Consider the following 21,163-nt stretch of genomic DNA (forward strand, 5'->3'; position numbering starts at 1 on the left):
GCCAGGGAAAGAGGGCGGTTCTCCCGCGTGGCAACGCGGTCCGGCGGGCGCTCGCGGATACCGTGGTGAACGGCGGTTGCAAACTGTCGGCGAAGCATGGCAGACTCCGACCAAATCAAACATTTGTTTGAACGAAGGAGTGACATGGGTACGTTCACGTGCGTTGAGATCTGCGCTGGAGCAGGGGGCCAGTCGCTCGGCCTGGAGTTGGCTGGCTTTGAGCATGCACTCGCCGTCGAGATTGATCCAGACGCCTGTGAGACGCTCCGATTGAACCGCCCCGAGTGGGACGTCCGCGAGGTCGACGTCCACCACCTCGACGGTGCCGAACTGGAGGGCACGATCGACCTGTTCGCCGGTGGCGTGCCTTGCCCGCCTTTCTCTATCGCTGGAAAGCAGCTTGGCGCCGACGACGAACGAGACCTCTTCCCGCAAGCCCTTCGCCTCATCGAGGAGATGAAGCCCAAGGCCGTCATGTTGGAGAACGTCAAAGGTTTGGCGACCGCCCGCTTCAAGGACTACCGCAAGCAGATCACCGACCGCTTGGAGGAACTCGGCTACAAGTGGGACTGGCAGGTCCTCAACTCCAGCGAGATGGGTGTCCCGCAGCTGCGTCCCCGCTTCATCCTGGTCGCCTTGCAGCCCGACGCCTACGAGCACTTCCAATGGCCCCACGCCGAGAAGACCCCGCCCACCGTTGGCGAAACGCTGCGCGACCTGATGGGCGCCAACGGCTGGCCCGGTATCGATGCGTGGGTCGAGAAGGCAGACGCCATTGCTCCAACGCTGGTCGGCGGGTCGCGCAAGCATGGTGGCCCTGACCTCGGCCCGACCCGAGCGCGCGCAGCATGGCTGCGGCTTGGCGTCGACGGTCGCTCGATCGCTGCAGCAGCGCCCTCTGACGATGACGCGGTTGACCACACGCCCAAGTTGACGCTCGAGATGGTTGCGAAGATCCAGGGCTTTCCGGCGGGTTGGAAGTTCTCAGGTCGTAAGACGGCTGCCTACCGCCAGATCGGAAATGCCTTCCCGCCACCCGTCGCCAAGGCGATCGGGGAGCAGATCAAGAAGGCCATCGAAGCCGCACAAGCTGCCAGCCGGAACACCAATCTCCGGGCAGTCAGCTGACACTTCGATTACGCGCCGCTTGGTCGCTCGCGGCTCCGCCGACGCCTCTCCTCAGCCGTGATGGCATCGCGGATACTGGCCGGCCACGGTCTCCACTTCTTGACCCGGTAGTACGTCCAGACACGGGCACCTTCGTAGTGTCGCCGCTGGTACTCGATCTCCCAGCCAAGGAAGCGGAGGTCGCGTAGCCGACGCTGCCAGTCCTCCTGGAACTCCTGCGCGCTTGCGACGATGCCAAGGAGATCGGTGCGCACCCAATCGCCGTCGAACGCCCTTAACAGTTCGCCGATCCGACGTTGTGGTTCCGCGTAGTTGATCGCGGCTCGGATACTCTCGGCATGCACGTCGTACGTCTGGAAGTAGTCGCGCTTTCCCGCGTTGCATTCCTCGCACAAGGGCTGCAGGTTCTCCTGCTCGTTACCGCCGCCCCACGACTGCGGCACCTTGTGGTCGACGACGAGCTTCACGCGGTCTTCCTTCGGGGTCTTGCCACACTGGAAGCACCGCTGCGGCGCCAAGACCTGTGCACGGACACGAGAAGAGATCGCTAGGTTCTGCGAGTCCGGCGCGTTGGCTGCCCAGCCCCGGAGCGGATATCGCGGGTTGCCAGGTGGCGTGGGTACGGACGGGATGTCGAAGTAGCGCCGGAGCTCGCGCAGCCGCCGGTCAATGTGCTCTTGGGGCTCACCGAGAGCGTCCGCCATGAACAGGCGGACCTCAGCCATGGTGGGCGCATTGTCACCACGGCGCCGGTACAGCCAGCCGTAGAGCGTGCGCAGCGCAGACGGCCCGAGCAAGCTGAACAGCTCCTCGCTATCCGGCTCGGGAAGCGGCCGCTCCTCTGACACGATTTCAAACGTAGCCGGCGGGTCTCGACGCCCTTTATTCGCCGCTCCGGTCGGCCTACTTCTTAGTCTTGGGGAGGCGAGGTGCCTCCACGCTCACCACTTCGCCATCCCGGGCCGCCCGCCAATGTCGGCCCTCCAGCTCGACCGTCCACGGCTCGTCAGGTTTAGCAGGAACCACGCGGACGCTGACCACCTCGCCGTCTTGGGGAACTTCGACACCAAGCTGACGAGCGACCGCGCGATGGACCGCGTAGTCACCACCGGGGATCAAGTAGCCCTCTCGCCGGAGCACCGTGCGAGCACCATGCCCGTTGTCGCGCACTCGGGCCATGTAGTCAGCTTGCTTGCCGAGCGTCGCGATGGTGTTGCGCCCGATCCGCCGTCCGGTCACCTGGCGCAGCAGCTGGGTGACCCGCGCCTGACCCGATTTCGGGGCGAGGACCGTCTCAAGCGTCTCCTCGCTCAGGCTGAGCAGGATGTTGGGCGGCAGTTCGGCGTCGTAGTGCAGCCAGTCAACCTGCGTCCGGCCGCGCTTGTTAAGGCTGGTCTTACCGTCACGGTTCTCGCTAACCCGACGGTTCTCGTCCTTTGCGCGAACGACGCCGAGACTCCAGGTGTTTCCAGCGTCACTGGCGGTAGCCACCAAGAGCAGGTGCCCGAAGCATTCGGGCGGCAGCATCCAGCCGCCGAGGGTCTGAGAGTACTTGCAGTCGATGTCATGCCCGACCACCCGGTAGTCGAGGAGCTCACCGTCATCGATGACGTCGTCGAACTCTCGCCGCAGGTTGATCTCCAGCAGCGTGCCGTAGTGCGTCTTCTCCGTCTTGAACAGCTGATCCCAGCGGAAACGGCCCGTGTGCTGCCCGTCGTAAAGCTGGTCGAACGTCTCGCGGAAGACCTGCGCTGCCCGCTCTCCGTCAGGGTCAGCGCGACGGAAGGCTGAAGCGACCAGGTCACGGATGGGATCGGGATCGAGTGCACTCAGCAGCGCGTCCTCGTTCCAGGTCTCATTCACGCCGACAGCCTAGAGGTCCAGCACTGCTGGCTGACGGAGTGAGGTCAGGAACGAGCGGCCCTGACTGTAGCGGCGATGCTCGACACCACACTCTCTGCTGCCTCGTGCTCCCAGAAACGGAGCACCCGCCAGCCGGCGACTTCCAGTGAGTCAGTGGTGTTGATGTCCCGATCCCGATTCGTCTTGATCTTGTGCGGCCAGTAGTCCGTGTTGTGCTGGAACTCGGGCCGCCCGTGTTCAGGGCAGCCATGCCAGAAACACCCGTCGATGAAAACGGCAATACGCTGCTTGGTGAACACGATGTCGGCACGTCGGCGCAGCGATGGCTCAGGCCGGATTGCCACCCGATACCTGAATCCCTGAGCGTGCAGCAGTCGCCGAACCGCCAGTTCAGGACCCGTGTCACGCGAGCGGTTGGCCTGCATGTTGCGCCGTCGGCCGGGGGTAGATGCCCACGATGCCTGCCGAGTCATGCGAACAGGCTCGCACGAATGTCCATCCTCGGCACCGTCACGGACGCGATGTGTGCCCGTGGGGGCCGTACAAGACGTTACGCCGACAGGTCCACGCGGAGTTGCCATCGACTGGGACCCGTCCGTCGACAGGGGAGGCCTAACGACGTAGTGCCTGACCAGCCAGCCGATTCATTGCACGCGGCGTCAATCGTGAGAACTGTCCACAGGGCTGGACTCAACCGGTGCGGACGTCGTCTCGTTAGGAGCAGGATGGGGCTATGTCCAACGACGGTCGGATGGGATGTTTCCAGGCCCGTGTCACCCGCGACGGCGAAGCTATGGTGCGCGACGGCCAGCCCTACTTCGCTGTGAATCGTCTTATGGAGGAGAACCCTGTGGACAGGGACCGGTATCTGTACGAGATCCAGTTCGCGGACGGGACCTGGATGCTCGCCCGCGAGGACGACTTGGCGGCGGGGGTCAGGACGCCGGACCGATGATGGTCGTGGCGAGACTTACGATCACGTCCAGCCGTTGTGAATCCGACGCTCGGATGGCGGGGGCCTGAGGTGCGCCGAGGAGAGCGAGGGCGTCGTAGTGGAGCGTCAAGTGGCCCGCCGAGACCGCACGCGGCTCCAGGTCCCAGTCCAACCCCCTCTTTGGGAGAGACACGGCGGCCATTCTGGTCATGAGATCGAGTAGGTCTCGTGCTGGAAGCAGGTGTTCGACGAGGCGAAGCGACGTGGTCCCGATGTCATGGGGTTGCCGCGGCTCGCGGCTGTCCAGTTGTTGGGCCGACCCGACCCACCAAGACCATGTTGTGTCGGGCGGCACTTGCCACATGCTCGGCCAACTGGCGATAGCGGACCCTTCGTCGAGAACGGAGCGCAGTCGCCGAAACTGGTCGACGCCCTTGTCGAACAAGGCGGCGACCTTGAAGCTCTCAGCGAGAGTTGCCGCGTCAACCGGCCACTTCGTCTCAATGATGATCATCAGGCGCTGATTGGGGTCCCAGGCCACGACATCGAGATCGCCTACCGTGCGACCCTGGGTGTCGTTGATCCGGACACCTTCGGCCGTGAGACAGCCCGGGATCTCGCGCAGCCGCTGAGCCCATCTCGTGGCGCGCTCGCCAAGGACATTGCCGAGCTGCCCGGCCTTGCTGGGGCTGGCCGAGGCCGCGCGCAGGAGCGTGCGTTCGTAGGCAATGGGGAGATGATCTCGCTCGGAATCAGCATGAAGTCACCGTTCGGAACTAGCGGTGCGGACAGCGGGCTACTGCCCCGCGAGAACGTGCACATCTCAATGAAGGCGCGCGCCGCGGATGTCGCAACCCGCTGAGCCAGCGCGCGCTCCAGGTTCGACGGGCGGATGGCCCAGAGCATCGCCTCCGGCGCACCGAAGTGGAACGCGCCAAGTTTGTTGAGATCAATCTGTGAGAGCAAGAAGGCGTAGCACGTTCGGGACTCGGCGAAGGTGATCCCGCCGAGATTTAGTTCATCGGCGACTGCTGCTCCCTGCTGTCGGAGCCCGGCCTCTGTTTCGGTCCAGGCCTGCAACCGCAGGTGCAAGGGCAAGCTGTTGAGGAGAATGACTGCCGACGGATGACGCGGCGGCCTCCATGCGAATCGGGTTTGCTTAGCACGGATCCACCGGTGAGTTGGGGGCGGTGAGCGTGACGCAATGACGAGATGCCCTCCCGCGATGGGAGATTGGGACTTGCGACGGTTCCAAAATCCCGATCGGGGAAGCGCATCTCTGGGATGAGACTCTCTCACACTCCGGCAGCCACGTCAGCGGTCTTCGATGACCCGAACCTGACCGGGTCGGCCGGCCTGGTCCCGATGCTGCGGCCTGGTCCCGATGCTGCGGCCTGGGCGCCCTGTCGGACGAGCGGCTGAGCGTTCCCACCGACAAAGGCGCCAACGCCAGCGCCAAGGTCACCGCGCTGGTGGCGGGGATGGTTGCCGGCGCCGACTCCCTCGAGGACATGGCCCTGTTGCGGCACGGCGGGATGGGTCGTCTCTTCGAGCGCTGCTACGCACCCTCGACGTTGGTCTCGTTCCTGCGCACCTTCACCTTCGGGCACGAGCGCCAGCTCGACGTCTCGATACCATCGTCAAGTGAGCAGATCGACGTAGGTGCGGAGGCTGGGCGTGACGACACCTGACGACTACTCGTACCTGTGGAAGGCGCGAGCGTCGTATGCGGCGAACGAACACATCCTTGCGTGGTGGGGTGTGCCTCAAGACGAGGTACTTGGGCGCCTCATTGACGAGTTTGCATGGTTGTACCCGTGGCACATTGTTGAGGCCATCGTCGCGGTCACCCCAGAAGATGTCGTAGCCGCCTGGCGAGAAGAGGACCCCCTCTGCGAGCAGTACGCCTGGTACAACGTCCTGTTGTACTTCGGGGTCGCCCGGGCGCGGACGATCGGCCTTGAACAGGCGATGCGACCACCGGAGACCCTGATCTGCCTCAGGTGCAACAAGGCATTCCGCCAAGATCAAGTGGGAGCGTCAACGGCTCGCAGACTTGGCGACATCAGCAACATCCGGTACTGCCAATATTGCTCCAGCGCTGCGTTCGCTGGCGGAAGCGACCTGGACGACCTGAGACTCTCGGACGCCGACATCGCTGACTGGATTCGCGCTGTGGCGACGCTCACCGGACTGATCCCAGCGCAGAACTTCTTCAGCGGCGGTGACTTCCTGGAGACGGTCTCCGGCGATAGCGCCCGGTCACAACTTCTTGACCTTGCGGCTCGGCGGCCGACTGCGAAGCGGATCAAGGACTCGTTCGAGTCGTGGCTCAACCTACTCACTGTCTCCGGCGTGCTTCCAGATGGAGCGCACCACACCGTCCGCGGCGTCCGATCAGTTGCCGCCGACGGCCATGTATGCCTATCTATGCCCGAGCGCACGCTCGATGACTGGCTGTCGGCGTACGGCGTCGACCATGAGAAGGAGCCGCGATACCCCGACAGCAACTACCGAGGAGACTTCCTCGTGGGTGGCTCTTTCATTGAGTTCTTCGGGCTCGTCGGCAACCCCGACTACGACGCGCGAATCCAGGAGAAACGTGTAACCGCCGAGAAGTACGGCATCGACCTGATCGAGATCTACCCAAAAGACATGCTGACGTGGGCCGCGACCCAGAAGTGGCTGGCAAAGCGCCTTGGATTCGACTTGGCGACACGTGAGCGGCGGGCTCTGCCGACGCAACCGCAGGTCCTGAGCAAGGCCGAGCCAGCAATCCCCGAGCCAACCCCGGCTGGTCCGGCAGAGGGCTGGTACGCCGATCCGACTGGCCGCGGGGCTTCGAGGTGGTGGGACGGCCGCTATTGGACGCACAGGGTCACCGACGCGGCAGGAGCCACCTTCTCCGACACGCCCTATCCCGGGCGGGACGACCAGGTGAACCGAGGAGCCGAGATCGAGGGCCAGCAGACGTGGGAGCTCCTCTCGAGCACCAAGTTCCCCTGGCCGGGCGAGCTCGAGGGCGCGGCACTGGTCACCCACCTCGAGCTGGTCTTCCGCTGCATGGATGCAGAGGAGAACCGTGCCGGAGCCGAGGGTTACGGGACGGCCCCGGCGGCCTACGCTGAGGCCGCCGGGCACCTGCGGCACGCACGAAACCATGGAGGCGAGGCGGCGGTCCTGGCCCGCGCGATGGAGAGCGGGCTTGGGCCCGGGGCAGGGCGACGAGACATCTCGGCGCGGCTGGCTGCGCTCGAAGGAGCGGGAGTTCACTCCAACCAGGTCGAAGCGGGCATGACGGCTGACTACCCTCCGCCAGAGGTGTAGGTTGGACCGCCCGAAGTGCCTACCCCGCGTGTGGCGGCCCCACCGCCATCACCAGTCGCCCGGTTCCACGACCCGGCACGCACGCACAGCCGGTGCTGTTCCTTTCCGGCACTCCGGCGGCCGCCACTGGGTTGCGCTTCATCGAGGAGCCGACCGCAGCGCGCGGCCTGCAAGACGTGTCGCTCTCGCGTCCCGGGTACGGCTGCTCGACACGCCGCCCGGGGCGTCGGGTCGTAGACGTCGTCGGCGACGTCGACCAGGTGTTGCATCAACTCGAAATCGATCGATGCTTGGTGCTCAGTTGGTCGGGCGGTGGCCCGCACGCCCTCGCCTGCGCGGCCCGGCTGCCACAGGCATCGGCTGTCGCCACGATCGCCTCCGGGGCGTCCCTCCGCGCTGCCGACCTCGATTCGGTCGACGGCATGACCGAGTCCAAAGTAGCCGGCTGCGAGGCAGCGCCATCGGGTGAGGAGTCGCTGCGGCTCTTGCTCGAGCGAGACCGCCCGGGCATGCTCGCCGCCACGGCGGCGGAGCTTCTGCCGATCATCGCGACCAGCCTGGCTCCAGCGGACCGTCGTCATCTGAACGCGGAGTTCGTCGCCGACCTGCACGCCAGCACCTACTCGGCCCTGCGTGACGGCGTCGACGGCTGGTGCGACGACGTCCTTGCCCTCGCGGGGACTAGGTTTCGACCTCGACGAGATCGTCATCCCCACCCAGGTGTGGCACGACTCCAACGACCTGCTTGTTCCGATCGCGCACGGCCGCTCGCTTGCGTCCCGCTTGGTCCGCGCCGAACTGCACCACCTCGACGATGCGGGCCACCCCTCCCTCGTGGTCGGCCGGATGCAGGCCGAGCAGCTGACCGGCAACCTCACCCGCGCCGGGGTGCGAACCGACGAGCTCGTGTTCTCCGCCTCCGGCGCGAGCCGCCTCGCGCGTACCCTCTACGGGTCACTGCGGGACCGCTCGCTCAGCCTGCCCGACGACCCTGAGACGCGTGCCGAGTTCATCGCCACGCGCATGGTCGAGACCAGCACCAGCACGGTCAGATTGACGAACCCGCCGGCGCACGATGACATCGTGGCTGCTGTCGGCATGGTCGTCGTGGACCTGACGAAGCGGCCGGACCTCGGGCGGGGGAGTGTGCGGGTGCCGCTCGGGCTGATCCCCCGGCGGACGGTGCGCGACGCGACCCGGCACTGCCGCCTGCGGATGACTCTGCGGCGAGCTGCGAGCACCCGGGGAGCGCATGCGGGCGCGGCTCTCATCATCCCGGGGAGCGCGAACGACCTGGATCGGCGCTGAGGCCTCACGCTTACTCCCGCGGAGAGCAAACTGGATCGATAGGGTCGATCCATGATCTCGGGGGGCGGCTGGGCGATGCCGGTCGGAGTTGATCGACGCAAGGGCTGGTGGGGCGTCCGTTACCTCGGCTCAGTATGTGATCAGGCGGGTTTCCGGTTCGATCCCACGCCTTCGGACGGAGACGTGTACTCGCTCGATGGGCAAATCTTCATGACCACAACCCTTTCGGTGTTTGTACAGGTCAAGTGCACGAGCCGACCGATCACACGGGCGCGCAGTTATCGGATCAGGCCAGGGTGGCGACGCAACTGGGAGAGGCTCGACCTCCCCGGCTACTTCGTAGTGGTGTCAGTCCCCCCGGATACAACAGACTGGATGGAGCACAGTTCGAAGCCGTGGACGACGGTGCTGAAGTCAGCAGCATTTTGGACACGGATCGACCCCCTACCTCCGGACAGGAAGTCGATCACGGTGAAGGCGAGTGATCGCCTGACTGTGGACACGCTCGACTTGTGGTCCGCAGACTTGAGGGCTCGGGCTGCGGCCTATGGTTTTGGAGGTGGGACCGCATGACCGAGAGCGCACGGTCTGTTGTTTTGGACTACCTCATTGCAACTGGATGGCGGCACAAGGCGGAGGGCCCCTCAGGCGAACTCTGGGCGCGTGGCTCCAATGAGACGGTGCTGCCACGCCGCCTGGAAGTGGATTCGCCGCCATGGAACCGTCTTGCGCAGGCCCTCGCCCTGGCCGACAAGGAACCGGTAGAGGAAATCCTGACTGAGTGGCGCAGAGCGGTGAAGGAAGCCGAAGAGATCGCGGTCTCGTCGCAGGTCCGGGTGCGTGAGGCCCCCGGTCGGGTGGAACTGGACGTGCACCTGAGCGGCCACGGCGTGCGGCAAAACGAGACTCGTGCCTACGAGTTTGGAACCTTCGTTATGCGCGCCGCGGAGTCTGTGAAGGAACTCGTTAAGTCAGCACGCGGTACCAGGCATCACGCACGAAATCTCGTGGTCGTAGGCGGTCCGCTTCCGGGCTCTGTCCGTGTGGTCCTCCGAGAGCCTGACTACTCAGACTCGACAGCGTTGATCACCGACGCTCCAGAGACTGTGGAGGGGGTGGCGCTCGTCTACCTTGCGGGAGTGTTTGCAGCCGCCAACGATGCCGTTTCGTCACCAGATACCGAGCAACTAGTCGCACAGCTCTCCCCTCTGTCAGTGCGGGCGCGGCTCAGTGTCGCTCGGTTGGCTGACACCGTGCGTGAAGCCGGATGGAACGTATCGGGCACGATTCGGCGGGGTAGCCAGGAAGCACCGATTCACCTCGCCGTAGCGGGCGCCGACTTGCTTAGCCGAGCCTCCCGCGAGGGAATTGAGTCCGAGGAGACGATTCCCGTCGTCGGCACTCTCGATGGCTGGGTCTGGTCTCGTTCGGAACTGACAATGCAGACCGAGAGCCGTGGCCTCATCCGCGTTTCCGTACCGATGTCGCTCCAAGTGCGGGTCGGCGAACTACACGCGTCGCCGAACACCGAGGTGATCGCGCGGGTGGCGATGTTCACCCGTCGTGTTCTGGGCACAGGAGCGGCTCTCCAGACGTCCTTCTCGCTTGTGAGCATCCAACCCGCCAAGGGTCCGACCCTCGTATGAGTAAGCGGGGATCGGACTAAGATGCTGGACTTCACAGCCATCGACTTTGAAACGGCCAACTCCTACCGGGGCTCACCCTGTGCCGTCGGCTTGATCCGGTATCGGAACGGTCAGCCCGTTGATGAGCGGCGGTGGCTGATCAGACCTCCGGAGCAGGTCGACTATTTCGCGCCCTTCAATGTCGCTCTGCACGGCATCGACGCCGACACGGTGCGAGGTGCCCCCCGGTGGCAGACTGTCCTCCCGGCGATTGTCGACTACATAGGCGATGACGTAGTGGTCGCACACAATGCGGGATTCGACATTGGAGTGATCCGGTACGCCTGCGCCGTCGACAACATCGAGTGGCCTGAAATGCGATTCCTATGCACTCTCGTGATGAGCCGCCGTGCCATCAGGCTTCCCTCCTATCGGCTGCCGTTCGTGTGCGAAGCAGTGGGGTTCGAGATGGGGGACCATCACGATCCGTTAGCAGACGCTCGGGCAGCGGGCAGGATCATTTTGGCTCTGGCCGAGTTGGCCGGCACGGATCAGCTAGCCGAGGTGGCCGCTGCCCACCACATGAGCATCGGCCGCATGAGTAGCGGTATCTACATCGGCAGCGTGGCGACCTCGGGCGGCGGCACTGGGCTGACCTTCCCGGGAGTCAACCCAGAAGCAGACCCTGACGGGTATCTGTTTGGCCGGGTCGTCGTCTTCACCGGCACGCTGATGAGCATGACCCGACAGATCGCCTGGGAGGAGTGCGCTCGCGTCGGGGCGCGGGCAGATAAGACACCCACCAAGAGGACGAACGTGCTTGTCGTGGGAGACATCAACCCGGCGGTTCTCAGGCCCGGAGCCAACATCACGGGCAAGGCGCGAAAGGCCTTCGAACTCCAAGACGAGGGCCAGCATATTGAGGTCATGACGGAAGACGACTTCCTGCGTTGCCTCGATGGAGGCGCGTTCGACAAGTTCGTCCTTCCCGATGGAGGTGTCAAGGAACTGACGATTCAACCGAGGGAGAGGAAGGTGCCCTTGGACGCGCGACAACCCCCTGCCGAGCCGAAGCCTCACAAACCTCCCAGGCCGCTACGTCGGGAGTGGGTCCCCACTGATCAGACCTGTTCGGTGGAGGGATGCAGCGACACGGCCATGTTCCGCACCCGGACCAAACCCGCGTTCTGCAACGTCCACATAGGCGCCATCCTGTGGCAAGGGGGTCTGATCGCACTTGAGTCGTTCACCCACCCGCAGGACTACCTACTGACTCGGTGTGTTCAGTGCGAGAACGTCGCCCACTACAGGTTCGAGTACGTCCAGCAGAAGATCGGCGAGGGAGAGAGAACCTGCCGCGCCTGCTATTGGCGGAAGTGGTCCCAGGAGTCAATGCGCCTGGAGGGCCGGTTCGCGAACCTCACCCCGGTCACATACGCTGACGCGCAGGCGATAGCCGAGGCCCACGGCTTTCGCTATCTAGGACCACTGACCAACCCTTCTCTGCCGAGCGATCCTCACCGAACTGAGTGTGTTCGTTGCGGCAAGATCACAGCCGAGAGGCTGGCAGACATAGCCTTTGGATGCACCTGCACCCCGCGCGAGTAGCGCGCACGTCTCTCTCACAGCACCCTCACAAACGTCCTCACACGAGGCAGGACGAGAGCTGCCCTGAGCGGACAGAGGTGCCGAGAGGGATCTGGAGGTCGTGGACGAGCAGCAGGTCCTGGGGTCTCCTGTAGATGCGGCTGACAGCTCGTCAGCTGACGTAGGCATCACGACGGTCCAGTCTCGGATCCACGGGTGGTGGTTGGTTGTGACTCGCGCAGGGAGTACCGGTTCTACTCGGGACGATAGACTCGCAGAGACAACCTGAAGATCGGTGCACCCCCAGGGGGCACGGCCCCGGTTTTGCAGGGGACAACGGGGACGAACGAGATCCAATTTCGTGCTCAAACGGTCGAATTCGCTGGCCCTGAGCACGATTCGATCAGGTTCAAGTCCCCCCTCGGACACCGGACGTCCCCCGTGTTCCTGCAGGTCAGGAGCGCGGGGGACAATCTGTTCCGGGTCCGGCAGAACCTGCCGTAGGCGCTCGCGCGGGGACCGAAGCATCGTCCCAGCCGCCGGAGTTCATGGGTCCCGGAGGGCGCCCCTCGATCGTCGCGCCCTGTCGAGCGCGGCGACTCACGCCTCCTGCCGTGCGCGGACTTTGGCGGCGCGCTCCTCCCGCTTCTCGACGAACCGGGTCGCTTCGGCATCAAGGGCCGCCACCGCCGAGGCGAGCTGGTCGCGTGCCTTCTCGCCCTCGGAATCGAGGCCCTCGAGCTCCCATACGCCCCACTGACGGAGCAACGGCGCGACGATATCGTCGTGGTGGATGCGGAGGTCGTAGATGCCGGCCATCGCCATCTGTACGGCCTTGCGCCCGAACCCCGGGATGATCGCACCGGGCATCTGGAAGTCGACGACCTCGTCGGTGATCGCGCGCATCGTCTGGTTGGGCGCCAGTTCCAGCGCGCCCTGGATGATGTTGCGGTAGAAGATCATGTGCAGGTTCTCGTCCTTGGCGACCCGAGTCAGCAGCTTCTCGGCGATCGGTTCGTCGGTGAACTTCCCTGTGTTCCGGTGTGAGACCCGAGTAGCCAGTTCCTGGAACGAGACGTAGGCGCACACGTTGAGCAGCGGTTTGTCGCCTGAGTCGTAGCCCGTCTCCATCGTCTGCATGCGGGCCCGCTCCAGCTCGTCGGGGTCCACGCCGCGGGTGACGAGCAGATAGTCGCGGATGCAGAATGCGTGGCGACCCTCTTCCGCGGTCCACCGGTTCACCCAGGAGCCCCACGCGCTGTCACGGCCGAACGCCCGCTCGATCTCACGGTGGTAGCTCGGCAGGTTGTCCTCGGTCAGCAGGTTGACCTCGAGCGCGGTGCGTGCGATCTGGGACAGCTGGGACTGGTCCGCCGACCACGCCTCGCCACCGAGCTCCGCGAAATCGCGACCGAGCGACCATGGAACGTACTCGTGCGGCATCCAGTCCTGTGCCACCTGCAGATGCCGGTTGAGGTTCTCCTCGGCAACCGGCTCCAGCGCCGCGAGCAACTGGGTCGTGTCGAGATCGGGCATGGGTCCTCCCCAGGTGGGTGCGGGGCGTGAGCGGCGTCACGTCCGTGGATCCTCAGCCTGCACCCTTCCGTCGCCCGAGTCCACCCACCGCGACCGGTCTCGTCCGACCGCCGCCCGTCCTCGGCCTCCCTTCGTGACGCGTCCGTGGCCCGGACCGGACCCCTCGGCCGGTGTCGTCTACCGCTGCCACTGAGCCGTTGCCGACGGCTGACGACGCCCTTGCCGAGCGTCCTCGCCGCGTGCTGGTCGCGGGCGTCTCCGGAGCCGGCAAGAGCACCCTCGCGTGCCGGGTCGCCGACACGATCGGCGCTCTCCACATCGAGATGGACGGGCTCGTCCGCGGACGGAACTGGACGGAACGAACCCGGTTCGCCGCCGATGTCGAGCGATTCTCGCGCGGGTCCACATAGGACACGGAGTGGGCAGTACTCGACGGTTCGCCTACCGCTCCTCGACCGGTGCGACCGCATCGTCCGCTTGGGCCCGGACCACCGGGCGGCTGCCCGCGCGGCGGGTCCAGGCAGCGATGTGGTCCAGGCCGGCCCTCGATCGTCCGGCTGGAGAGCCACGCACAGACCCAGCGATGGCTCGAGTCGGTGCTCGCCACCTCACCGTGAGCCGAGGAGCCTCGCAGAGCTCGCGTGCTTCAGGCGCCGCGCCGCGAGTCCGTCGACGACCTCGGTGCAACGGAGCCGATACGTCAGCGGGCGCGGGGGGCCTTGACCGACAGCACCGGGCAGTCCGCCTCCAGAAGGATGCGCTGCGCGTTCGAACCGAGGACGAGCTTGCCGATGGGGCTGCGTCGACGCAGCCCGATGACGATGAGGGTGGCGCCGACCTCCTCGGCCACCTCGATGAGGTCGTCGGTCGGGTCGTTGCCACGCACCAGGGTCATCACCTCGAACTCACACCCCGCCGCGGCCAGCTCGGCGCGGACCGCCTCGAGCTCCTCCTCGGTCCTGATGGCCTCGTCGCCGTCGAAGGACACCCCGCCCTTGTGCGAGTTGATGACCACCAGCTTCTGGTGTCGGTCCTTGGCCTCCTGCCGGGCGGCATGGAGTGCCGCATGCCCCTCAGGGGTGGGTACGTACCCGACAACGACTGCCATGTGGTCCTCCTCGACCTTCGCACGACCCTGGGGGAAGGGTCATCGCCTCTGTCTCCGCAGGATATCGAAGCCGACCGGTGCGTAGGCTGGCAGGTATGTCTGACACACCGGGGAGCAGTGGGTCCACGACGTCGACCCGGCCGGCGGCGCCTCGCGACGAGGTCGTCCAGCTGTGCCGTGACTTGATCCGTATCGACACAAGCAACTTCGGGGACGGCTCGGGGCCGGGTGAGGCGGAGGCTGCGGCTTACGTCGTCGACCGACTCCGTGAGGTGGGTCTGGAGCCGCAGGTCTACGAGGCCGCGGCCGGCAGGATCAGTGTCGCCGTCCGCATTCCCGGTGCGGACCGCGAACGTCCGGCCCTCTGTGTCCACGGACACCTCGACGTCGTGCCGGCTCAGGCCGCCGACTGGGAGGTCGATCCGTTCGGCGCAGAGCTGCGCGACGGTTGTGTCTGGGGGCGCGGGGCCGTCGACATGAAGGGGATGGACGCGATGATCCTGGCTGTCGTCCGTCACCTCGCACGCACCGGCGAACTCCCGCCGCGAGATCTCGTCGTCGTGTTCTTCGCCGACGAGGAGGCCGGGGGCGTGCAGGGGTCGCACTACATGGTTGAGAACCACCCCGAGGTCTTCGACGGGGTGACCGAGGCTGTGAGCGAGGTCGGTGGCTACAGCGTGACGGTCGAAAGCAGCGACGGCACGCCGACGAGGGCATACCTGCTGCAGACGGCCGAGAAGGGCATCGCCTGGCTACGACTACGGGCGCACGGCAGAGCCGGCCATGGCTCGGTCCCGAACTCCGACAATGCGATCGCGCATCTCGCTGGGGCGCTCGCGCGGATCGCGGCCCACGAGTGGCCGCGTGAGTTCATCGCGTCGACACGCACGTTGCTCGACGGGTTGGCCGACCTGACCGGCATCCGATACACCGACGACGACGTCGAGGATCTGCTCGATCAGATCGGGGGAGCCGAGGGCTTCGTGCGAGCTACGCTCCAGGACACGGCCAACCCGACGATGCTCGGCGCGGGATACAAGCACAACGTGATTCCACAGGAGGCGACGGCGGCGCTGGACTGCCGGTTCCTGCCCGGCCACGAGGACGACCTGCTGGCCACGTTGAAGGATCTCGTCGGCGGAAACGTGGAGATCGAGGTGGAGCATCAGGACATCGCGCTGGATGCGCCCTTCGAGACCCCGCTCGTCGAGGCGATGAAGGAAGCGCTCCTCACGGAGGATCCTCGGGCCGTCGTTCTGCCGTACTGCCTCTCGGGCGGCACCGACAACAAGGCACTGTCCCTCCTCGGCATCACCGGGTACGGTTTCGCGCCGCTCCGACTGCCCGCCGATCTCGACTTCGCGCCGATGTTCCACGGCATCAATGAACGCGTTCCCACCGAGTCACTCGAGTTCGGGGCCACCGTCCTGCACCGATTCATCCAGCTGAGTGCTCGGGACTGAGTCAACCGGGACGAGCGAACCGGGCTGAATGAACCGAGAAGAGTCAGTAACGAGCCCGGATGATCTTGCGTCTCAGCCAGGTCCTGCGCCGCCCACCGACATAGATGCGGGTGCGGAACAGCTCCCAGTGGCCGTACTCCGCGTCCTCGGTGAGGCGGCGCCGCATGTCCGACTTGGTCACGTCGCGGGTGAAGTCGAGCACCCGGATCTCATATTCGCCGCGGTAGCGTCCCCCCGGCCCCGGCGCGATGACCCGGTCGGTGGGGACCGCGGGGTCGGGTCCGCGTGTTCCGTCTGTGTCGTACATCGGTGCCATTGTCACCCATTGGCAGTAATCTCGCTGGCATGAGCCCTGATCCTCGCGCTGCCCTCGCCGTCCTCACAGCTGCGCTGGAACGGCACCTGGAGGCGTGCGCGTCGAAGCACGGAGACGACGATCCGGCGATCATCGTCGCCGCCGACGCCCTCGCGGACGCATTCGACGCCTACGACGAGGCGCTTCTCGACACCTACGGCGAGGTCACACCCCTCGAGATCTATGACGGGGAGGGGATCGACGAGTTCGAGGACGAGGACGAACTCGACGATGACGATGAGGACGACGAGGACGATGAGGACGACGATGAGGACGACGACAGCGACGAGAGCGAAGACTTCGACGAGGACGACCTCGACCCGGACCCGGACGACGACTTCGACGACCACCTCGAGGACGACGACACCCTGAGCCGCTGACCCGGGGGCCCTCATGGAACTCGGGATCAACCTCGGATATGTCGGGCTGCGCGGCCAGAGCGCTGTCCGCAGCGCTGCCGGACCGGACGCCGGCGCACGCGCCCGCGCGGACCTCGAGACAATGATCCAGGCGGCCGTGCTCGCCGACCACCTCGGCTACCGCGTCGCATGGGTGGCAGAGGCCTACGGGTCGGACGCCCCGACGATCATGTCGTGGGTCGGTGCGCGGACGACAGCGATCGATGTCGGCTCGGCCGTCCTCCAGATCCCGGCGCGAACACCGGCCATGACAGCCATGACCGCGGCCACACTGGACACCCTCACCGGCGGTCGGGTCCGGATCGGCCTCGGCGTGTCCGGGCCGCAGGTCAGCGAAGGGTGGCATGGCGTCCCGTTCCGGCATCCGCTCGGACGGACCCGCGAGTACGTCGACATCATCCGACAGGTGCTTCGGCGGGAGCGACTCACCTATGCCGGACGCCACTTCACCCTGCCTCTTCCGAACGGACCGGGCAAGGCGCTCAAGCTCACCATCAGTCCGGTCCGCGAGCACATCCCGATCTATCTCGCCGCTGTGGGCCCCAAGAACCTCGAGCTCGCGGGGGAGATCGCCGACGGGTGGCTGGCGATCTTCTTCGCGCCGGAGCGGTCCGAGAGGCAGCTGGAAGCACTGCGACGTGGGCGCCGTGCGGCCGGCCGGGGTACGACCGACGACCCGCTGTCCGGCTTCGACGTCGTCCCCACCGTGCCGGTCGCGGTCGTCGACGACGTCCGCGAAGGGCTCCGCCGCATCGCGCCCTACGCGGCGCTGTACATCGGCGGGATGGGCTCTCGTGAGCAGAACTTCTACAACCGCCTGGCCTGCGAGATGGGTTTCGAGGATGAGGCGGCACACATTCAGGACCTCTATCTCACCGGCCGCCACCGCGATGCGGCCGATGCCGTCCCGGATGAGTTCCTCGACGCCACCTCGCTCGTGGGACCCAGGGAGCGGATCGCCGACCGCCTGGAGCGGTACCGCGCGGCCGGGGTCACGACCTTGACGGTGGCGCCCTACTCCACAACGTTGGAGGAGGGCGCTGAACTGCTCCGCATCATGTCCGAACTCGTCCTGGGGTCGCGCCGGTGACGACCTGCCTCCTCATTCGCCACGGACAGTCGGAGGCGAACGTCGACGGGATCCTGGCCGGTCACCTGGACAGTCGCCTGACCGACGCGGGCACCACCCAGGTTCGTCGACTCGCCGAGACCCTTTCAGCCGTTCCTGTCCGGCTCGTGGTCACCAGCCCGCTGCAACGGTGCGCGGTGACCGCTCGAGAGATCGTCGCCGCCCAGCCAGGGCGTCCGCACGCCCAGCCCGACGAACGGATCGTCGAAGTCCGGTACGGCGCCTGGACCGGACGCCCGCTCAAGGAGTTGGCGTCGGAGGAGCTCTGGTCCGCGATCCAGTCGACGCCGAGCTCCGTGACCTTCCCGGCTGACCCGGTGCATGCCTCGGAGTCGATGACGGCCATGACCGATCGCGCCTGGGAGGCCTGGCAGGAGTGGGATCACACCATCGGCGAGACCTACGGCGCGCAGGCGGTCTGGGCGCTGGTCTCGCACGGTGACGTCATCAAGGCACTTCTCGCGAGGGCGATGGGGCTGGCTTTGGATGCCTTCCAGAGTATCGTCGTCGACCCTGCATCCGTCAGTGTCGTGCATCGGATGGGTGACCGGACGGCCGTGGGGGCCATGAACGTCCGCGAGGATGTCATTCAGCGTCTGGCCGAGGCCGCATCCTCCTCCGGCCAGCCCGCCGCCAACGCAGGAACCGTAGGTGGCGGCAACGGCTGAACGTGCCGATCGACGCCGTCGGGGCGTTGGGCGACGGTTAGGGTGACTCCATGCCGACCATCGACTTCGACCCCCCGACCAGGTGTGTCGTCGGCACGGTGGGTCCCCCGGGTGAGCGGACCTTCTTCGTCCAGGTCCGCGCCGAGGGCCGATCCGCGGCCGTCTCCATCGAGAAGTTCCACGTGACGACCCTCGCGGACCGGATCAACGACGTCCTCGACCGCGTCGCCGGAGCCTCCGCGAGTGAGACCGCGGCCGCCCTGGTCGCCGACAACGACCCGCTCGAAGCGCCGATCGAGGAGGACTTCCGCGTCACGACCGTCCGACTCCTCTGGGACGCCGAGCGCGGCGCGGTCGTGGTGGAGCTCTACGACGAGGACCCCGACGAGGCCGAAGCGGCGCAGGGCATCCGGGTGTGGCTCAGCCCCCAGCATGCCAGGGCGTTCGCGCGCCGCGCGCTCGCGGTTGCCGCCGCCGGCCGACCGCCGTGCCCGTTCTGCGGCGGGCCGCTCGAGGCCTCCGGCCACATCTGCCCGCGCGCGAACGGCTACCGCCGCCAGTGAGCCGACCCGCCCAGCCGCAGGGCGAGCGTCCGATTCCGGACGACGTCGTCGAGCGGGCCCTGGCGTCCGAGGACCTCATGGTCGAGGGGCGCATCCTCGTCTCGAGCAACGCCGCTCTCCTCGTCTCGCTGTCGGTGGACAGGCGGCGACTTCACGCCATCTACAAGCCGGTGGCGCGCGAGAGACCCCTCTGGGACTACCCAGACGGCACTCTCGCCGGCCGGGAGCGAGCCGCGTACCTGGTCTCCGAGCTGGGCGGGTGGCACGTCGTGCCTCCCACGGTGCTGCGGGAGGAGGGTCCGTTGGGTTCAGGGTCGGTTCAGCTCTGGGTCGACGGCGAGAGCTCGTCCGTCGTCGACATCATCGCCCCCGGTTCGGTCCCCGACGGCTGGACCGCCGTCATCGAGGGCAGTGACCAGCACGGTTCGGCCGTGCTCCTCGTCCATACGACCGATCCGGCCACCCGTCGCGTCGCAGTCCTGGACCTGGTGCTCAACACCTCGGACCGAAAGGGCAGCCATCTCATCCGGTCCGCCGCGACGGACCACGTGTGGGGTGTCGACCATGGCGTCTCCCTCGGTGTCGAGCCGAAGGTGCGCACGGTGCTGTGGGGATTCATGGGACAGCCGTTGGGGGACGCCGACCTCGAGCCCGTCCACCGGCTGCGGTCCGCTCTGGAGGACTCCCGCAGCGACGAGCTCGCCCTGCATCTCACCCAGGACGAGCTCGCCGCGCTGGCCGAGCGGACCGACGCCCTGCTCGAACAGCGGGTCTTCCCGGGACCGAGCCCGGACTGGCCGGCTGTTCCGTGGCCGGCGCTGTGACGCGCGCCGACTAGGCTTGCCTCCCGTGATCTCCTGGCCCACTCCTTTCGTGCCCGCCGTCCCGGGCACCGGCGCAGAGTTGTTTTTGCACGACCAGAGAACGGACAGCCTGCGCCCTGTGCGGCCAGGGCGGGTCGCCCGGATCTACGCCTGCGGGGTGACACCCTACGACTCGACCCACCTCGGGCACGCCGCCACCTACGTCGCTGGCGACCTGCTGCACCGGACACTGCTCGACGCCGGTCACGAGATCCTGTCCGTGCAGAACATCACCGACATCGACGATCCTCTGCTCGAGCGTGCGGACCGGGACGGAGTCGATTGGCAGGACCTGGCCACCGCCTCGATCACGCTGTTCCGCGACGACATGACGGCCCTCGCCGTCATCCCGCCCACCCACTACCTCGGGGTGGTGGAGTCGATGTCGGTGGTCGTGGCCGCCGTCAGGAGCCTCGTGGACCGTGGTCTCACCTACGCCCTCACCGACGATTCGGGGGCCCGTGACGTCTACCTGGATCTCTCCATGGTCTCTGCCCCGGCCGGTGCCCTCAGTGGGCTCGACCACGAGGCGATGGTCGGCCTCTCCCATGCTCGTGGCGGTGACCCCGACCGCCCCGGCAAGCGCGATCCGATCGATCCGCTGCTGTGGCGCGGGGAACGGTCCGGGGAACCGGCGTGGGATGGCGGCGATGGGCTTGGCCGGGGTCGTCCGGGATGGCACATCGAGTGCACCGCGTTGGCGCTCGAGCACCTCGGAGCGCCCTTCGACGTCCAGATCGGGGGACACGATCTCGTCTTCCCGCACCATGAGATGTCAGCGCTGCAGTCGGTCGCCCTCACCGGCGCCCCGACCTACGCGGACCACCACCTGTACCAGGCACTCGTTGCCTACGACGGCGAGAAGATGAGCAAGTCGAAGGGCAACCTCGTCTTCGTCTCGGCGCTGCGCGAGTCCGGCGTCGACCCCATGGTCATCCGTGCCCTGATCCTCGGCCAGCACTACCGGCGTGAATGGGAGTACACGGACGACCTCCTGCGCGCCGCCGAGGCCCGCGTCGCGCGCTGGCGTGAAGCCCTCTCGGTCAACACCGGTCCGGATGCCCAGGGGACGATCGACCGGATCAGAGCCGCCCTGGCCGACGACCTGGACGGCCCCAGCGCGCTCGAGGCACTCGATGCCTGGGCCGACCGGACGCTGACCGCTGGGGGGCACCACGACGACGGACCGGGCTTGGTGTCCAGGGCAATGGACGCCCTTCTGGGACTGCGCCTGTGAGGAGGTCCCGCACGCGGGAGGTGCCGCCCTCGGAGACACGCTCCGCGCTG

Annotated in this window: 22 protein-coding genes and 1 pseudogene; 17 read left to right on the plus strand and 6 right to left on the minus strand. The window is 66.5% G+C overall.

All coding sequences use genetic code 11. From position 1 onward, the window contains the following. The first annotated feature begins 144 nt into the window (after positions 1 to 144). Positions 145 to 1,128 carry a DNA cytosine methyltransferase gene (locus tag GA707_RS14885; protein ID WP_152179239.1) on the plus strand — a complete coding sequence of 328 codons (984 nt, stop codon included), beginning with the start codon at positions 145 to 147 and terminating at the stop codon, positions 1,126 to 1,128. 8 nt (positions 1,129 to 1,136) lie between these two features. Here the strand turns inward: GA707_RS14885 and GA707_RS14890 are convergent, their stop codons facing one another. The 3 genes from GA707_RS14890 to GA707_RS14900 are packed head-to-tail and all read right to left on the minus strand — an operon-like array spanning position 1,137 to position 3,464. Beyond that, positions 1,137 to 1,976 (minus strand): HNH endonuclease, encoded by an 840-nt coding sequence (locus GA707_RS14890; RefSeq protein WP_226963827.1) that lies wholly within the window; start codon positions 1,974 to 1,976, stop codon positions 1,137 to 1,139. Between the two features lie 55 nt (positions 1,977 to 2,031). Next, positions 2,032 to 2,991: a NaeI family type II restriction endonuclease gene (locus tag GA707_RS14895; RefSeq protein ID WP_226963828.1), complete on the minus strand. Its 960-nt coding sequence runs from the start codon at positions 2,989 to 2,991 to the stop codon at positions 2,032 to 2,034. Between the two features lie 44 nt (positions 2,992 to 3,035). Further along, the gene (locus GA707_RS14900; RefSeq protein ID WP_152179241.1) at positions 3,036 to 3,464 is read right to left on the minus strand and encodes a very short patch repair endonuclease; all 429 of its coding nucleotides are present in this window, start codon (positions 3,462 to 3,464) and stop codon (positions 3,036 to 3,038) included. Positions 3,465 to 3,724: 260 nt separating this feature from the next. On the opposite strand from GA707_RS14900, the gene GA707_RS14905 reads away from it, so the two are divergent. The 8 genes and pseudogenes from GA707_RS14905 (at position 3,725) to GA707_RS14940 (ending at position 11,793) form a co-directional block, all read left to right on the plus strand. Continuing rightward, a complete protein-coding gene (locus GA707_RS14905) occupies positions 3,725 to 3,946 on the plus strand; it encodes a hypothetical protein (RefSeq protein WP_152179242.1) in 222 nt (73 codons plus the stop codon). Between the two features lie 220 nt (positions 3,947 to 4,166). Further along, positions 4,167 to 4,787: a hypothetical protein gene (locus GA707_RS14910; RefSeq protein WP_152179243.1), complete on the plus strand. Its 621-nt coding sequence runs from the start codon at positions 4,167 to 4,169 to the stop codon at positions 4,785 to 4,787. Positions 4,788 to 5,209: 422 nt separating this feature from the next. Further along, positions 5,210 to 5,550: pseudogene (locus GA707_RS14915) on the plus strand (IS1380 family transposase); the annotation flags it as partial. 52 nt (positions 5,551 to 5,602) lie between these two features. Continuing rightward, the gene (locus GA707_RS21360) at positions 5,603 to 7,252 is read left to right on the plus strand and encodes a DUF2510 domain-containing protein (RefSeq protein WP_226963829.1); all 1,650 of its coding nucleotides are present in this window, start codon (positions 5,603 to 5,605) and stop codon (positions 7,250 to 7,252) included. A 633-nt stretch (positions 7,253 to 7,885) separates the two neighbouring features. After that, entirely contained in the window at positions 7,886 to 8,560 is a 675-nt protein-coding gene (locus tag GA707_RS14925) for an alpha/beta fold hydrolase (RefSeq protein ID WP_152179244.1), read from the plus strand. A gap of 75 nt (positions 8,561 to 8,635) precedes the next feature. Beyond that, positions 8,636 to 9,133, plus strand: a complete 498-nt coding sequence (locus GA707_RS21840; RefSeq protein WP_226963855.1) for a DUF4365 domain-containing protein — start codon at positions 8,636 to 8,638, stop codon at positions 9,131 to 9,133. Next, the gene (locus GA707_RS14935) at positions 9,130 to 10,206 is read left to right on the plus strand and encodes a hypothetical protein (RefSeq protein ID WP_152179246.1); all 1,077 of its coding nucleotides are present in this window, start codon (positions 9,130 to 9,132) and stop codon (positions 10,204 to 10,206) included. Before GA707_RS21840 ends, GA707_RS14935 begins: the two co-directional genes overlap by 4 nt. 21 nt (positions 10,207 to 10,227) lie before the next feature. Beyond that, positions 10,228 to 11,793 (plus strand): exonuclease domain-containing protein, encoded by a 1,566-nt coding sequence (locus GA707_RS14940; protein WP_152179247.1) that lies wholly within the window; start codon positions 10,228 to 10,230, stop codon positions 11,791 to 11,793. A 579-nt stretch (positions 11,794 to 12,372) separates the two neighbouring features. Here GA707_RS14940 and GA707_RS14945 read toward each other — a convergent pair. Next, on the minus strand, positions 12,373 to 13,308 hold the full coding sequence (locus tag GA707_RS14945) for an acyl-ACP desaturase (RefSeq protein WP_152179248.1): 936 nt from the start codon (positions 13,306 to 13,308) through the stop codon (positions 12,373 to 12,375). 197 nt (positions 13,309 to 13,505) lie between these two features. On the opposite strand from GA707_RS14945, the gene GA707_RS14950 reads away from it, so the two are divergent. Continuing rightward, positions 13,506 to 13,718, plus strand: a complete 213-nt coding sequence (locus GA707_RS14950; protein WP_152179249.1) for a hypothetical protein — start codon at positions 13,506 to 13,508, stop codon at positions 13,716 to 13,718. Positions 13,719 to 14,008: 290 nt separating this feature from the next. Here GA707_RS14950 and GA707_RS14955 read toward each other — a convergent pair whose 3' ends face one another. After that, positions 14,009 to 14,416, minus strand: a complete 408-nt coding sequence (locus tag GA707_RS14955; protein ID WP_152179250.1) for a universal stress protein — start codon at positions 14,414 to 14,416, stop codon at positions 14,009 to 14,011. 95 nt (positions 14,417 to 14,511) lie between these two features. Here GA707_RS14955 and GA707_RS14960 point away from each other — a divergent pair, with 95 nt between their 5' ends. After that, the gene (locus GA707_RS14960; RefSeq protein ID WP_152179251.1) at positions 14,512 to 15,879 is read left to right on the plus strand and encodes a M20/M25/M40 family metallo-hydrolase; all 1,368 of its coding nucleotides are present in this window, start codon (positions 14,512 to 14,514) and stop codon (positions 15,877 to 15,879) included. Positions 15,880 to 15,922: 43 nt separating this feature from the next. Here GA707_RS14960 and GA707_RS21845 read toward each other — a convergent pair whose 3' ends face one another. After that, positions 15,923 to 16,186, minus strand: coding sequence for a DUF5703 family protein (locus tag GA707_RS21845; RefSeq protein WP_370460047.1), 264 nt, complete (start codon positions 16,184 to 16,186; stop codon positions 15,923 to 15,925). Positions 16,187 to 16,224: 38 nt separating this feature from the next. Here GA707_RS21845 and GA707_RS14970 point away from each other — a divergent pair, with 38 nt between their 5' ends. The 6 genes from GA707_RS14970 to mshC are packed head-to-tail and all read left to right on the plus strand — an operon-like array spanning position 16,225 to position 21,113. Next, entirely contained in the window at positions 16,225 to 16,614 is a 390-nt protein-coding gene (locus tag GA707_RS14970) for a DNA primase (protein ID WP_152179252.1), read from the plus strand. Between the two features lie 13 nt (positions 16,615 to 16,627). After that, on the plus strand, positions 16,628 to 17,743 hold the full coding sequence (locus GA707_RS14975; RefSeq protein ID WP_152179253.1) for an LLM class F420-dependent oxidoreductase: 1,116 nt from the start codon (positions 16,628 to 16,630) through the stop codon (positions 17,741 to 17,743). Beyond that, positions 17,740 to 18,450, plus strand: a complete 711-nt coding sequence (locus GA707_RS14980; RefSeq protein ID WP_152179254.1) for a histidine phosphatase family protein — start codon at positions 17,740 to 17,742, stop codon at positions 18,448 to 18,450. Before GA707_RS14975 ends, GA707_RS14980 begins: the two co-directional genes overlap by 4 nt. 50 nt (positions 18,451 to 18,500) lie before the next feature. Beyond that, positions 18,501 to 19,013 (plus strand): DUF3090 family protein, encoded by a 513-nt coding sequence (locus GA707_RS14985; RefSeq protein ID WP_152179255.1) that lies wholly within the window; start codon positions 18,501 to 18,503, stop codon positions 19,011 to 19,013. Continuing rightward, the gene (locus GA707_RS14990) at positions 19,010 to 19,837 is read left to right on the plus strand and encodes an SCO1664 family protein (RefSeq protein ID WP_226963830.1); all 828 of its coding nucleotides are present in this window, start codon (positions 19,010 to 19,012) and stop codon (positions 19,835 to 19,837) included. Before GA707_RS14985 ends, GA707_RS14990 begins: the two co-directional genes overlap by 4 nt. Positions 19,838 to 19,862: 25 nt before the next feature. Beyond that, positions 19,863 to 21,113: a cysteine--1-D-myo-inosityl 2-amino-2-deoxy-alpha-D-glucopyranoside ligase gene (mshC, locus tag GA707_RS14995; RefSeq protein ID WP_152179256.1), complete on the plus strand. Its 1,251-nt coding sequence runs from the start codon at positions 19,863 to 19,865 to the stop codon at positions 21,111 to 21,113. Positions 21,114 to 21,163 lie beyond the last annotated feature (50 nt).

The organism is Nostocoides sp. F2B08 (assembly GCF_009184895.1).
GTDB lineage: Bacteria > Actinomycetota > Actinomycetes > Actinomycetales > Dermatophilaceae > F2B08.